Below are 11,948 nucleotides of genomic sequence, written 5' to 3'. Positions count from 1 at the left end.
TGATACTTATTCGCCTGCCGCCAGACGGTTTCCGACTGCGGCTGCACGCCGCCGACGGAGTCGTAGACCATCACCGCGCCGTCGAGCACCCGCATGGAGCGCTCGACTTCAATGGTAAAATCGACGTGCCCTGGGGTGTCGATGATATTAATCCGGTGCGGCTCAAAGCTGCGGTCCATGCCGGGCCAGAAGCAGCTTACCGCGGCGGAGGTAATGGTTATCCCGCGCTCTTGCTCCTGCGCCATCCAGTCGGTTGTTGCCGCACCATCGTGTACTTCACCCAGCTTATGGCTCATTCCGGTATAGAACAGAATGCGCTCAGTGGTGGTGGTTTTACCGGCATCGATATGCGCGGAGATACCGATGTTGCGATAACGTTCGAGGGGGATGGGTCGGGGCATGATGCGTCCTTAGTCATTTTGACTGTCAGTGAGCGGCGAAACGGCCGCGGTTCATTCAACGGCATCCATCATAGTACAACTGTACGAGTATATTCGAACTATTTTTGCTATCGTTACTATCGGTGAAGCTGCAGCACCGCGCGTGGCTTTAGCGATTGAGTTTGGGTATATTACCGGCCAGCCGCCGATACGGGCTGCTGTTCCGCGGAACAGAGCAACCGCCGACACAGGAATATTATGATCGCCAATCACCCCGAACGTGAACAAATCCGCCTTGAAAATGTTCTTTTTGCCCTTGGCAATCCGATGCGGCTGGAGATTATTCGCATCCTCGCCGATGGCAGCGAACAGAGCTGCAACGCCCTGCGCCATGAAGACGTTGCCAAGTCCACCATGACCCACCACTGGCGCGTGCTGCGCGATAGCGGCGTGATATGGCAGCGCCCTCAGGGACGGGAGAATATGATTTCGCTGCGCAGGGAGGATCTGGAGGCGCGTTTTCCCGGACTGCTGGATACGCTGCTCAGAGTGATGCGCCAGGAAGCGCAGAAGTGACGGAAACAAAAAAGCCGGAGGTCTCCCCCCGGCTTTTTTCATTCTGATACGCGATCAGGCAATGTCTTCGTACTGCGGAACCGGGTTGCGGAAACGACGGGTCACGCAGGCCAGGTAGACCAGGCCAATGGTGCCCCAAATCAGGCCCAGCACCATAGAGCTCTGCTCCAGGTTGACCCACAGTGCGCCAACGGTCAGCGCGCCACAGGTTGGCAGCACCAGGTAGTTGACGTGATCTTTCAGGGTCTTGTTACGCTTCTCGCGGATCCAGAACTGCGAAATGACCGACAGGTTAACGAAGGTAAAGGCCACCAGCGCCCCGAAGTTAATCAGCGCCGTCGCGGTGACCAGGTCGAATTTAATCGCCAGCAGCGCAATTGCGCCCACCAGCAGGACGTTAAACGCCGGGGTACGCCATTTCGGGTGAACGTAGCCGAAGAAGCTGGTCGGGAATACGCCGTCGCGGCCCATCACGTACATCAGACGGGAAACGCCCGCGTGTGCGGCCATACCGGAAGCCAGAACGGTGACGCTGGAGAAGATCAGCACGCCCCACTGGAAGGTTTTGCCCGCCACGTACAGCATGATTTCAGGCTGCGACGCGTCCGGATCTTTGAAGCGCGAGATATCCGGGAAGTACAGCTGCAGGAAATAAGAGGCACAGATAAAGATCATCCCGCCGATCAGCGCGGTCAGGAAGATAGCCCGCGGGATCACGCGCTCTGCGTCTTTGGTCTCTTCAGACAGGGAAGAGATGCCGTCAAAGCCGAGGAACGAGAAGCACAGAATGGTCGCGCCGGTAATCATCGGCACCACGTGGGCCCCTTCAGACCAGAACGGACGGGTGCTGGTCAGCGTACCGGCGCCTTCACCGTGCATGACGCCGTAGATGATCAGGCCGACGATAACCGCCACGATGCCCATCTGCAGAACCACAATCAGGGTGTTGAAGTTCGCCACGGCCTTGATGCTGCGCAGGTTGGACACGGTCATAAAGCCGACCAGCGCAACCACGAAGATCCACGACGGAATAGAAGGCATCAGCGCTTCAAAGTAAATCTTCGCCAGCAGGATGTTGATCATCGGCATAAACAGATAGTCGAGCAGCGATGACCAGCCAACCATAAAGCCAACGGCCGGGCTGATAGATTTCTGAGCGTAGGTGTAGGCGGAGCCCGCGGACGGGAAACGACGAACCAGTTTACCGTAGCTCAGCGCCGTGAAAAGAATGGCGATCAGCGCGAAGGCGTAGGCCGTCGCAACGTGACCGTCGGTCAATCCAGAGACGATACCAAACGTATCGAACAGCGTCATCGGCTGCATATAGGCCAGGCCCATCATGACAACCGGAATCAACGTAAGCGTTTTACGTAATTCCACGCGAGAGGTTTTTGGAGTAGCGTTATGCGACATTGTGGTCATCCCCTTTTACGGCGAAAGCCATCGCGTAAGCAAAAAATTGCCCCATTTCTGTGTATTCCTCAGCGACAACAACTGTCGGTTTTTAGTAAATATCTATCCGGTACGAAGCCCGGCCTCTTGGTATTGAATGATGTGTCTTTAAAGCAAAAAAATAACCGACGCTTTAAAAAGCGTCGGCTAGTTTCTGTTTTTCAGGCCGCGTATTTTGCAACATTTACTGGCCGGATGACAAGCCGTAGAAGAGCCAAAAAATTGTAGGAACCATTTAAAAGACTAATATTCATACAATTTTAGTATTGTATATCCTGCGAATAGCATTATTTGCTAAAACAGCATTCTGCCACCATTCGCTGGCGAGGCCGGATGCGTCCTCATGCCAGCCAATCCACGCCCGGTATAGCGGCTGATGGGCGGCAACCTCCTTCATTATCAGCTCGCCGAGGTCAAGCTGGGTCTGGGCCAGGTAGCGCGGCAGATAGCCCCAGCCAAGACCGGCGGAAACCAGCGCCAGCAGGCCGGGAAAATCAAAAGCCGCCAGATTCTCCTGATCGTCAGCGGACGGCCAGCCGCCGCCGCAGATAATGGCCCGGTGGCGCTTCATCACCCGCCAGCTCAGCGGTTCCGGCAGCTGCGCCAGCGGATGCTGCGGGGCGACGACAAAAATATGCTCCAGCTCGCCCAGCGAAGTGAAACCGTAGCCGCTGAGAGCTGGCGGATCGCTTAACGCGCCGACCACGATATCCGCCCGCCCTTCGACCAGCGCCTCCCAGCGGCCGCTCACGGTCTCGCGGCTAAAGCGCAGCTGCGCCAGCCGGTGCTGCTGATAAAACTGGCCCACCAGCGGCGCCAGTAAAGAGAAGGGAAAGGTGGCGTCCACGGCAATGACCAGCGCGTTTTCCCAGCCCTGGTGCAGCTTAATCGCCTGTTTTTCCAGCTCCCGAGCGGTGTGGAGCACTTCGCGCCCCTTTTCGAGCAGCAGCTGGCCGCTGGGGGTAAAGCGCGCGCGGTGTCCGCTGCGGTCAAGCAGCTGAATATTAAGATCGCTTTCCAGCTTATGAATGGTGTAGCTCAGCGCGGAGGGCGTTTTATAAAGCTTTGCCGACGCCGCGGCAAAGCTCCCCTCTTTTTCCAGCGCATCGAGAATAACGAGGACATCCAGCAGTGGTTTCATCGCCGCCCCCTTTCGGTTCGCGATTTCCCGCTGACTGATTACTCCATCGGCATGACCAGCGGGTCCGGGTACTGATACTCAAATCCCAGCTCGTAGCAGATGCGGTTGCCGTCAATAATCTTGCCGGTATCGCCGTCCGGGTTATCGGCAAACACCGGTGCCGGCAGGCCAAGTTCGCGGGCCATCTGCGGATAGAAGACGCCGCGAGCGGGATGCTTTGGCGCACATATATTATAGATGTGTCCGCCCTTCGGGGCCTGCAGCAGCAGCTCAATCGCGGCGATAACGTCCTGCAGATGGACCAGATTGACCCCCTGCTGGCCGTCCGGCGCCGACTTGCCGGCAAAGAAACGTCCCGGATGGCGCGATGGCCCCACTAGCCCGGCGAGGCGTAAAATATCGACCGAGGTTCCCGGTAGGTTATGCAGCCAGTCCTCCAGCTCTTTAAGCACCCTGCCGCTGGCGGTTTGCGGATTGCGGGGGGCGCCCTCTTTCAGGGTGCCGCTGGCGTTGCCATATACCGAGGTGGAGCTGGTAAAAATTATCCGCGGAACGTGGTGGGCTAACGCGGTATCAACAATTTCCTGCACCGCCTGCAGGTAGAAATCCTCCCCCGGCCCGGTACGGCGAGCCGGCAAGGTGATCACCAGCGCATCGACGTTCATTAATGCATCCAGATCTTCGGTGTCGCAAACCAGCTGCGGTTCAAGACGCAACGGATAGCCGTCAATTCCGCACATCCTCGCCGCCTCCACGCCATCCTGCGTCGTCTTACTGCCGGTCACCTCCCACCCACGCGCCATCAACGACAGCGCAAGGGGCATACCCAACCATCCTAATCCGACAATCGCGACCTTTTTCATACTCTGGCTCCTGGCTCTTTCGCTGTGCTGACTTAAGGCTACGCCAGCCGGCGGCGGCTGACAATTTCTTCGGTGAATATGAAATGAATTAATGATAGTAAAAAGCCCTTGCTTTATGCCGCTGAACTGGTTTAGGTTAAAGGCATCAAATGCATAGTCATTCAAAGAGAATTTTATGAACTGCGTTCAATCTAAAAACCACCATCATCACCATCATCCTGACTAGTCTTTCAGGCGATGTGTGCTGGAAGACGTTTGGATCTTCCAGAGGTGCATGAACGCAAAGAGAGCCCCCGGAAGATTTACTTCCGGGGGCTTTTTTTTGAATTAAATTCGGACAGATTCAGACAGGTATAAGAGGAAAAGAAGAATGTTAGACAACAGCCGTTTACGCATAGCTATTCAAAAATCAGGCCGCCTGAGCGAAGATTCACGCGAATTATTGAGCCGCTGCGGCATCAAAGTGAATCTGCACACTCAGCGCCTGATTGCGCTGGCAGAAAATATGCCGATCGATATTTTGCGCGTGCGTGATGACGATATCCCGGGCCTGATTATGGACGGCGTGGTCGATCTGGGCATTATCGGCGAAAACGTGCTGGAAGAAGAGCTGCTGAGCCGCCGCGCTCAGGGCGAAGACCCGCGCTACTTCACCCTGCGTCGTCTGGATTTCGGCGGCTGCCGCCTGTCGCTGGCCACCCCGGCGGACGAGCGCTGGGACGGCCCGGCTGCGCTGGACGGCAAGCGTATCGCCACCTCCTACCCGCACCTGCTGAAGCGCTACCTCGATCAGAAAGGCATTTCGTTTAAGTCCTGCCTGCTGAACGGCTCAGTTGAAGTCGCCCCGCGCGCCGGCCTCGCCGACGCGATTTGCGACCTGGTGTCTACCGGCGCAACCCTCGAAGCCAACGGCCTGCGCGAAGTGGAAGTGATGTTCCGCTCTAAAGCCTGCCTGATTCAGCGCGACGGCGATATCGCCGATGCCAAACAGCAGCTGATTGACCGCCTGCTGACCCGTATTCAGGGCGTTATCCAGGCGCGGGAATCGAAATACATCATGATGCACGCGCCGACCGAGCGTCTGGAAGAAGTCGTGGCCCTGCTGCCGGGCGCCGAGCGTCCGACGATCCTGCCGCTGGCGGGCGATAAGCAGCGCGTAGCGATGCACATGGTCAGCAGCGAAACCCTGTTCTGGGAAACCATGGAAAAACTGAAAGCGCTCGGCGCCAGCTCGATCCTGGTTCTGCCGATTGAGAAGATGATGGAGTAATCCAGCCAGCACGGGCCCCACCGGGCCTGTCTCAGAGATTAAACAGGGGAAACGATCATGAGCTTCAACACAATCATCGACTGGAATAGCTGTAGCGCCAAACAACAGCAACAACTATTAATGCGCCCGGCAATTTCCGCTTCCGACAGCATCACACGCACCGTTGCTGAGATCCTTGATAACGTTAAACAAAACGGCGACGCGGCGCTGCGCGAGTACAGCGCAAAGTTTGATAAGACCGACGTCAAGGCGCTGAAGGTCAGCGACGAAGAGATCGCCGCCGCCGGCGAGCGCCTGAGCGACGAGCTCAAGCAGGCGATGGCGGTTGCGGTACGCAATATTGAAACCTTCCACAACGCCCAGCAGCTTCCGGGCGTGGACGTTGAGACGCTGCCGGGCGTGCGCTGCCAGCAGGTCACCCGCCCCATCGCCTCCGTCGGCCTCTATATTCCCGGCGGCTCGGCGCCGCTGTTCTCTACCGTATTAATGCTGGCAACGCCGGCGCGCATCGCCGGCTGTCAGCAGGTGGTGCTGTGCTCCCCGCCGCCCATTGCCGATGAAATTCTCTATGCCGCCCGGCTGTGCGGCGTGCGTAACGTCTTTAACGTCGGCGGCGCGCAGGCGATTGCGGCGCTGGCCTTCGGCAGCGAATCGATTGCCAAAGTGGACAAAATTTTTGGCCCGGGTAACGCCTTCGTTACCGAGGCTAAGCGTCAGGTCAGCCAGCGTCTCGACGGCGCGGCGATCGACATGCCCGCCGGTCCGTCAGAAGTTCTGGTGATTGCCGACAGCGGCGCGACGCCGGACTTCGTGGCCTCAGACCTGCTGTCGCAGGCCGAGCACGGCCCGGATTCGCAGGTTATTCTGCTGACCCCTGATGCTGAAATGGGCCGCCGCGTCGCCCAGGCCGTTGAGCGCCAGCTGGCGGAGCTGCCGCGGGCGGAAACCGCTCGCGAGGCGCTCTCAGCCAGCCGCATTATCGTGGCGCGCGATCTCGCGCAGTGCGTGGAGATCTCCAACCAGTACGGCCCGGAGCACCTGATTATTCAGACCCGCAGGGCGCGTGAGCTGGTCGACAGCATCACCAGCGCCGGGTCGGTATTCCTCGGCGACTGGTCGCCCGAGTCGGCGGGCGATTACGCCTCCGGCACCAACCACGTGCTGCCGACCTACGGCTATACCTCTACCTGTTCCAGCCTCGGCCTGGCGGATTTCCAGAAGCGCATGACGGTGCAGGAGCTGTCCCGCGAAGGCTTTTCCGCCCTGGCGTCAACGATTGAAATTCTCGCCGCCGCCGAGCGCCTGACCGCCCACAAAAATGCCGTTACGCTGCGCGTTGCAGCGCTTAAGGAGCAAGCATGAGCATCGAAGATTTAGCCCGCGCTAACGTCCGTGACCTGACGCCATACCAGTCCGCCCGCCGCCTGGGCGGTAAAGGCGACGTCTGGCTCAACGCCAACGAATTCCCGACCGCCGTTGAATTCCAGCTAACTCAGCAAACGCTGAACCGCTACCCGGAAGGCCAGCCGAAAGCGGTGATTGAGAACTACGCCCGCTATGCCGGGGTTAAGCCCGAGCAGGTTCTGGTGAGCCGCGGCGCTGATGAAGGCATTGAGCTGGTGATCCGCGCCTTCTGCGAGCCGGGACAGGACGCGGTGCTCTACTGCCCGCCAACCTACGGCATGTACGGCGTCAGTACCGAAACCTTCGGCGTGGATCGCCGGACGGTGCCGAGCCTGAGCGACTGGCAGCTCGATCTCCCCGGCATCGCCGCCAGCCTCGATGGCGTGAAGGTGGTCTTTGTCTGCAGCCCCAATAACCCGACCGGGCAGGTGATCAATCCCGACGATATGCGCGCGCTGCTGGAGATGACCCGCGGCAAGGCGATTGTCATCGCCGACGAAGCCTACATCGAGTTCTGCCCGCAGGCGACGCTGGCCGGCTGGCTGAGCGACTACCCGCACCTGGTGGTGCTGCGCACGCTGTCGAAGGCCTTTGCCCTCGCCGGCCTGCGCTGCGGCTTTACGCTGGCCAACGCCGAGGTGATTAGCCTGCTGATGAAGGTCATCGCCCCCTACCCGCTCTCCACGCCGGTCGCCGATATCGCCGCCCAGGCGCTCAACGAGCAGGGTATCGCCGCCATGCGCGCCCGCGTCGCGCAGATCGTTGACGAGCGCGAGTACCTGATTGGCCAGCTGCGCGGCATCGCCTGCATTGAGCAGGTTTTCGATTCCGAGACCAACTACATCCTCGCGCGCATTAAAGCCTCCAGCGCGGTATTTAAATCTTTGTGGGATCAGGGCATTATCTTACGAGACCAGAATAAACAACCCTCATTAAGCGGCTGTTTGCGTATCACTATCGGTACCCGTGCAGAGAGCCAGCGCGTGATTGACGCCTTGACTGCGGAGAATGTATGACCCAGAAGTTTCTCTTTATTGACCGTGACGGTACGCTGATTTCCGAGCCACCGGTTGATTTTCAGGTAGACCGCTTTGAAAAGCTGGCCTTTGAGCCGCAGGTGATCCCCGCGCTGCTGAAGCTGCAGCAGGAAGGCTATCGGCTGGTGATGATCACCAATCAGGATGGTCTGGGCACCGACAGCCTGCCGCAGGATGAGTTTGACGGCCCGCACAACCTGATGATGCAGGTATTTGCTTCCCAGGGCGTGAACTTTGAAGCGGTGCTGATTTGTCCGCACCTGCCGACGGAAGGCTGCGACTGCCGCAAGCCGAAAACCCAGCTGGTGCTGCCGTGGCTGGAAGAAGGCGTGCTGGATAAAGCCAACAGCTACGTCATCGGCGATCGCGCCACCGACATCGAGCTGGCGGAAAATATGGGCATTATCGGCCTGCGCTACGACCGCGAGACCCTCGACTGGCCGACCATCTGCGAGCAGCTTACCCGCCGCGACCGCTATGCCCACGTTGAGCGCATCACCAAAGAGACCCAGGTCGATGTGAAGGTCTGGCTGGATCGCGAAGGCGGCAGCAAAATCCACACCGGCGTCGGCTTCTTCGATCATATGCTCGATCAGATAGCCACCCACGGCGGCTTCCGCCTGGAGATTAACGTCGGCGGCGACCTCTATATTGACGATCACCACACGGTGGAAGATACCGGCCTGGCGCTGGGCGAAGCGCTGAAGCTGGCGCTGGGCGATAAGCGCGGCATCAGCCGCTTTGGCTTTGTGCTGCCGATGGACGAGTGCCTGGCCCGCTGCGCGCTGGACATTTCCGGGCGTCCGCACCTCGAATATAAAGCGGAGTTTGCCTATCAGCGCGTCGGCGACCTGAGCACCGAGATGGTGGAGCACTTCTTCCGCTCGCTCTCCTACACCATGGCGGTAACCCTGCACCTGAAAACCAAGGGCAAGAACGACCACCACCGCGTCGAGAGCCTGTTTAAGGCCTTTGGCCGCACGCTGCGTCAGGCGATCCGCGTCCAGGGCGACACGCTGCCATCTTCAAAAGGGGTGCTGTAATGAACGTGGTGATCCTCGATACCGGATGCGCCAACCTCAATTCGGTGAAGTCGGCAATTCTCCGCCACGGCTATCAGCCGGCGGTGAGCCGCGATCCGGACGTGGTGCTGCGCGCCGACAAGCTGTTTTTACCCGGAGTGGGCACCGCCCAGGCAGCGATGGACCAGCTGCGCGACCGCGAGCTGATTGAGCTGGTGAAGGCCTGCACCCAGCCGGTGCTGGGGATCTGCCTCGGCATGCAGCTGCTTGGCCGGCGCAGCGAAGAGAGCAACGGCGTCGATCTGCTGGGCATTATTGACGAAGACGTGCCGAAGATGACCGACCACGGGCTGCCGCTGCCGCATATGGGCTGGAACCGCGTATACCCGAAAGCGGGGAATCGCCTGTTCAGCGGTATCGAGGACGGGGCCTATTTCTACTTCGTCCACAGCTACGCGATGCCGGTCAATCCGCACACCATCGCCCAGTGCAACTACGGTGAGCCGTTCACCGCCGCGGTACAGCAAGATAACTTTTTTGGCGTGCAGTTTCACCCGGAGCGCTCGGGCAGCGCCGGCGCCCAGCTGCTGAAAAATTTCCTGGAGATGTGATGATAATTCCGGCTTTAGATTTAATTGACGGCACGGTAGTCCGCCTCCACCAGGGCGATTACGGCCAGCAGCGCGACTACGGTAACGATCCACTGCCGCGCCTGCAGTCGTACGCCGCTCAAGGTGCGGAAGTGCTGCACCTGGTCGACCTGACCGGCGCGAAAGATCCCGAAAAGCGGCAGATTGCGCTGCTCAAAACGCTGGTTGCCGGCGTTGACGTACCGGTACAGGTCGGCGGCGGCGTGCGTACGGAAGAGGACGTCGCGGCCCTGCTCGATGCCGGCGTCGCGCGCGTGGTGGTTGGATCAACGGCGGTGAAATCGCCGGAGACGGTGAAGGGCTGGTTCAAACGTTTCGGCCCGCAGCATCTGGTGCTGGCGCTCGACGTGCGCATCGATGCCGAGGGTAATAAGCAGGTGGCGGTCAGCGGCTGGCAGGAAAACTCAGGGGTAACCCTCGAGGAGCTGGTAGAAAGCTATCTGCCGGTTGGCCTGCAGCACGTGCTGTGCACCGACATCTCCCGCGACGGCACCCTGGCCGGTTCTAACGTCTCTTTATATGAAGAGGTGTGCACCCGCTATCCGCAGGTCGCGTTCCAGTCCTCCGGCGGCATCGGCGATCTTAACGATATCGCCGCGCTGCGCGGAACCGGCGTTCGCGGCGTCATTGTTGGCCGCGCCCTGCTGGAAGATAAATTCAACGTAACGGAGGCCATTCAATGCTGGCAAAACGGATAATCCCCTGCCTCGACGTTCGCGACGGCCAGGTAGTGAAAGGCGTGCAGTTCCGTAATCATGAAATCATCGGCGATATCGTCCCGCTGGCGAAGCGCTACGCCGACGAAGGCGCGGATGAGCTGGTCTTCTACGATATCACCGCCTCCAGCGACGGCCGGGTGGTCGATAAAAGCTGGGTTTCCCGCGTGGCGGAAGTTATCGATATTCCGTTCTGCGTCGCCGGCGGGATTAAATCGCTGGAAGACGCGGCGCAGATCCTCTCTTTTGGCGCTGACAAGATTTCGATTAACTCCCCTGCCCTGGCCGATCCGACGCTGATTACCCGCCTCGCCGATCGCTTTGGCGTGCAGTGCATCGTGGTGGGTATCGATACCTGGTTCGACGCCGATAGCGGCAAGTACCACGTTAATCAGTACACCGGCGACGAAGCCCGCACCCGGGTAACCCAGTGGGAAACCCTCGACTGGGTAGAGGAAGTGCAGAAGCGCGGGGCCGGAGAGATCGTGCTGAACATGATGAACCAGGACGGCGTGCGTAACGGCTACGATCTTGCGCAGCTGAGCAAAGTCCGCGCCGTGTGCCACGTACCGCTGATCGCCTCCGGCGGCGCCGGCACGATGGAACACTTCCTTGAAGCCTTCCGCGACGCCAACGTCGACGGCGCGCTGGCCGCATCGGTGTTCCACAAGCAGATTATTAATATTGGTGAACTGAAAGCGTACCTGGCAGCACAGGGCGTGGAGATTAGGGTATGTTAACTGAACAGCTGGACTGGCAAAAAACCGACGGCATGATGCCGGTCATCGTACAGCACGCTATTTCCGGCGAAGTACTGATGCTTGGCTACATGAATCAGGAAGCGCTGGCGAAGACCGAAGAGAGCGGAAAGGTGACCTTCTGGTCGCGCACCAAGCAGCGTCTGTGGACCAAGGGCGAAATCTCCGGCAACTTCCTCAACGTGGTGAGTATCACCCCGGATTGCGACAACGATACCCTGCTGGTACTGGTGAATCCGATTGGCCCAACCTGCCACAAGGGCACGTCCAGCTGCTTCGGCGAAGCGGGACACCAGTGGCTGTTCCTGTATCAGCTCGAGCAGCTGCTGGCCGAGCGTAAGCACGCCGACCCGGAGAGCTCTTATACCGCGAAGCTGTACGCCAGCGGCACCAAGCGCATTGCGCAGAAGGTTGGCGAGGAAGGCGTGGAAACGGCGCTGGCCGCCACGGTGCATGACCGGTTTGAGCTGAAGAACGAGGCCTCGGACCTGATGTATCACCTGATGGTGCTGCTGCAGGATCAGGAGCTGGATTTGACGGCGGTGATAGAGAATTTACGCAATAGGCATAAATAAAAAAAAGGATGTTGGGGTAGCCCAACATCCTTTAATAAAAAAGAAGCAACCGTATTTTAAAAACGCATGAATTATATTACTTAGTTAAACATTCTAAAAGATTG

Annotated in this window: 14 protein-coding genes and 1 other annotated feature; of the genes, 10 read left to right on the top strand and 4 right to left on the bottom strand. The window is 59.0% G+C overall.

The features are described from left to right. The coding region (locus PFH44_RS04425; RefSeq protein WP_283824414.1) for a GTP-binding protein at nt 1–401 on the bottom strand (401 nt) is incomplete at its 3' end. A gap of 237 nt (nt 402–638) precedes the next feature. On the opposite strand from PFH44_RS04425, the gene PFH44_RS04420 reads away from it, so the two are divergent. Next, nucleotides 639–956 (top strand): ArsR/SmtB family transcription factor, encoded by a 318-nt coding sequence (locus PFH44_RS04420; RefSeq protein ID WP_045859498.1) that lies wholly within the window; start codon nt 639–641, stop codon nt 954–956. A gap of 54 nt (nt 957–1,010) precedes the next feature. On the opposite strand, the gene PFH44_RS04415 is transcribed toward PFH44_RS04420, so the two are convergent. The 3 genes from PFH44_RS04415 to PFH44_RS04405 form a co-directional block, all read right to left on the bottom strand. Beyond that, nucleotides 1,011–2,369, bottom strand: coding sequence for an APC family permease (locus PFH44_RS04415; protein WP_283824413.1), 1,359 nt, complete (start codon nt 2,367–2,369; stop codon nt 1,011–1,013). A 289-nt stretch (nt 2,370–2,658) separates the two neighbouring features. Next, nucleotides 2,659–3,549: a LysR family transcriptional regulator gene (locus tag PFH44_RS04410; protein ID WP_045859502.1), complete on the bottom strand. Its 891-nt coding sequence runs from the start codon at nt 3,547–3,549 to the stop codon at nt 2,659–2,661. A gap of 38 nt (nt 3,550–3,587) precedes the next feature. Continuing rightward, nucleotides 3,588–4,412: an SDR family oxidoreductase gene (locus PFH44_RS04405; RefSeq protein WP_045859504.1), complete on the bottom strand. Its 825-nt coding sequence runs from the start codon at nt 4,410–4,412 to the stop codon at nt 3,588–3,590. Nucleotides 4,413–4,587: 175 nt separating this feature from the next. On the opposite strand from PFH44_RS04405, the gene hisL reads away from it, so the two are divergent. The 9 genes from hisL to hisIE all read left to right on the top strand — a co-directional run bounded on the left by hisL (nt 4,588) and on the right by hisIE (nt 11,844). Next, nucleotides 4,588–4,638, top strand: coding sequence for a his operon leader peptide (gene hisL, locus PFH44_RS04400; protein ID WP_115193915.1), 51 nt, complete (start codon nt 4,588–4,590; stop codon nt 4,636–4,638). Then, nucleotides 4,614–4,736, top strand: a sequence feature (His leader region). Its footprint overlaps the gene before it by 25 nt. 46 nt (nt 4,737–4,782) lie before the next feature. Further along, nucleotides 4,783–5,682 carry an ATP phosphoribosyltransferase gene (gene hisG / locus PFH44_RS04395; protein ID WP_041146363.1) on the top strand — a complete coding sequence of 300 codons (900 nt, stop codon included), beginning with the start codon at nt 4,783–4,785 and terminating at the stop codon, nt 5,680–5,682. A 57-nt stretch (nt 5,683–5,739) separates the two neighbouring features. Next, the gene (gene hisD / locus PFH44_RS04390; protein ID WP_045859506.1) at nt 5,740–7,044 is read left to right on the top strand and encodes a histidinol dehydrogenase; all 1,305 of its coding nucleotides are present in this window, start codon (nt 5,740–5,742) and stop codon (nt 7,042–7,044) included. Beyond that, nucleotides 7,041–8,102 carry a histidinol-phosphate transaminase gene (gene hisC, locus PFH44_RS04385; protein WP_045859508.1) on the top strand — a complete coding sequence of 354 codons (1,062 nt, stop codon included), beginning with the start codon at nt 7,041–7,043 and terminating at the stop codon, nt 8,100–8,102. The genes hisD and hisC overlap by 4 nt, the downstream gene beginning before the upstream one ends. Further along, the gene (hisB, locus tag PFH44_RS04380) at nt 8,099–9,166 is read left to right on the top strand and encodes a bifunctional histidinol-phosphatase/imidazoleglycerol-phosphate dehydratase HisB (RefSeq protein ID WP_283824412.1); all 1,068 of its coding nucleotides are present in this window, start codon (nt 8,099–8,101) and stop codon (nt 9,164–9,166) included. Before hisC ends, hisB begins: the two co-directional genes overlap by 4 nt. Further along, nucleotides 9,166–9,756, top strand: coding sequence for an imidazole glycerol phosphate synthase subunit HisH (hisH, locus tag PFH44_RS04375; RefSeq protein ID WP_076945657.1), 591 nt, complete (start codon nt 9,166–9,168; stop codon nt 9,754–9,756). Before hisB ends, hisH begins: the two co-directional genes overlap by 1 nt. Next, a complete protein-coding gene (hisA, locus tag PFH44_RS04370; RefSeq protein ID WP_283824411.1) occupies nt 9,756–10,493 on the top strand; it encodes a 1-(5-phosphoribosyl)-5-[(5-phosphoribosylamino)methylideneamino]imidazole-4-carboxamide isomerase in 738 nt (245 codons plus the stop codon). Before hisH ends, hisA begins: the two co-directional genes overlap by 1 nt. Further along, entirely contained in the window at nt 10,475–11,251 is a 777-nt protein-coding gene (gene hisF, locus PFH44_RS04365; RefSeq protein ID WP_045859515.1) for an imidazole glycerol phosphate synthase subunit HisF, read from the top strand. The genes hisA and hisF overlap by 19 nt, the downstream gene beginning before the upstream one ends. Continuing rightward, nucleotides 11,245–11,844, top strand: a complete 600-nt coding sequence (hisIE, locus tag PFH44_RS04360) for a bifunctional phosphoribosyl-AMP cyclohydrolase/phosphoribosyl-ATP diphosphatase HisIE (RefSeq protein WP_283824410.1) — start codon at nt 11,245–11,247, stop codon at nt 11,842–11,844. Before hisF ends, hisIE begins: the two co-directional genes overlap by 7 nt. Nucleotides 11,845–11,948: the final 104 nt, after the last annotated feature.

The sequence above is a fragment of the Klebsiella sp. Ech2A genome, assembly GCF_030078455.1.
Taxonomy (GTDB): domain Bacteria; phylum Pseudomonadota; class Gammaproteobacteria; order Enterobacterales; family Enterobacteriaceae; genus Klebsiella; species Klebsiella terrigena.
Note: the sequence above shows the minus strand (reverse complement) of the source record. Positions and strands in the feature narration are given on the sequence as shown.

Coding starts and splice junctions, on each gene's coding strand:
- PFH44_RS04420 (WP_045859498.1), top strand. CDS start 639: ATGATCGCCAATCACCCCGAACGTGAACAAATCCGCCTTGAAAATGTT.
- hisH (WP_076945657.1), top strand. CDS start 9,166: ATGAACGTGGTGATCCTCGATACCGGATGCGCCAACCTCAATTCGGTG.
- hisA (WP_283824411.1), top strand. CDS start 9,756: ATGATAATTCCGGCTTTAGATTTAATTGACGGCACGGTAGTCCGCCTC.
- hisC (WP_045859508.1), top strand. CDS start 7,041: ATGAGCATCGAAGATTTAGCCCGCGCTAACGTCCGTGACCTGACGCCA.
- hisB (WP_283824412.1), top strand. CDS start 8,099: ATGACCCAGAAGTTTCTCTTTATTGACCGTGACGGTACGCTGATTTCC.
- hisIE (WP_283824410.1), top strand. CDS start 11,245: ATGTTAACTGAACAGCTGGACTGGCAAAAAACCGACGGCATGATGCCG.
- hisG (WP_041146363.1), top strand. CDS start 4,783: ATGTTAGACAACAGCCGTTTACGCATAGCTATTCAAAAATCAGGCCGC.
- PFH44_RS04410 (WP_045859502.1), bottom strand. CDS start 3,549: ATGAAACCACTGCTGGATGTCCTCGTTATTCTCGATGCGCTGGAAAAA.
- hisD (WP_045859506.1), top strand. CDS start 5,740: ATGAGCTTCAACACAATCATCGACTGGAATAGCTGTAGCGCCAAACAA.
- PFH44_RS04405 (WP_045859504.1), bottom strand. CDS start 4,412: ATGAAAAAGGTCGCGATTGTCGGATTAGGATGGTTGGGTATGCCCCTT.
- hisF (WP_045859515.1), top strand. CDS start 10,475: ATGCTGGCAAAACGGATAATCCCCTGCCTCGACGTTCGCGACGGCCAG.
- PFH44_RS04415 (WP_283824413.1), bottom strand. CDS start 2,369: ATGTCGCATAACGCTACTCCAAAAACCTCTCGCGTGGAATTACGTAAA.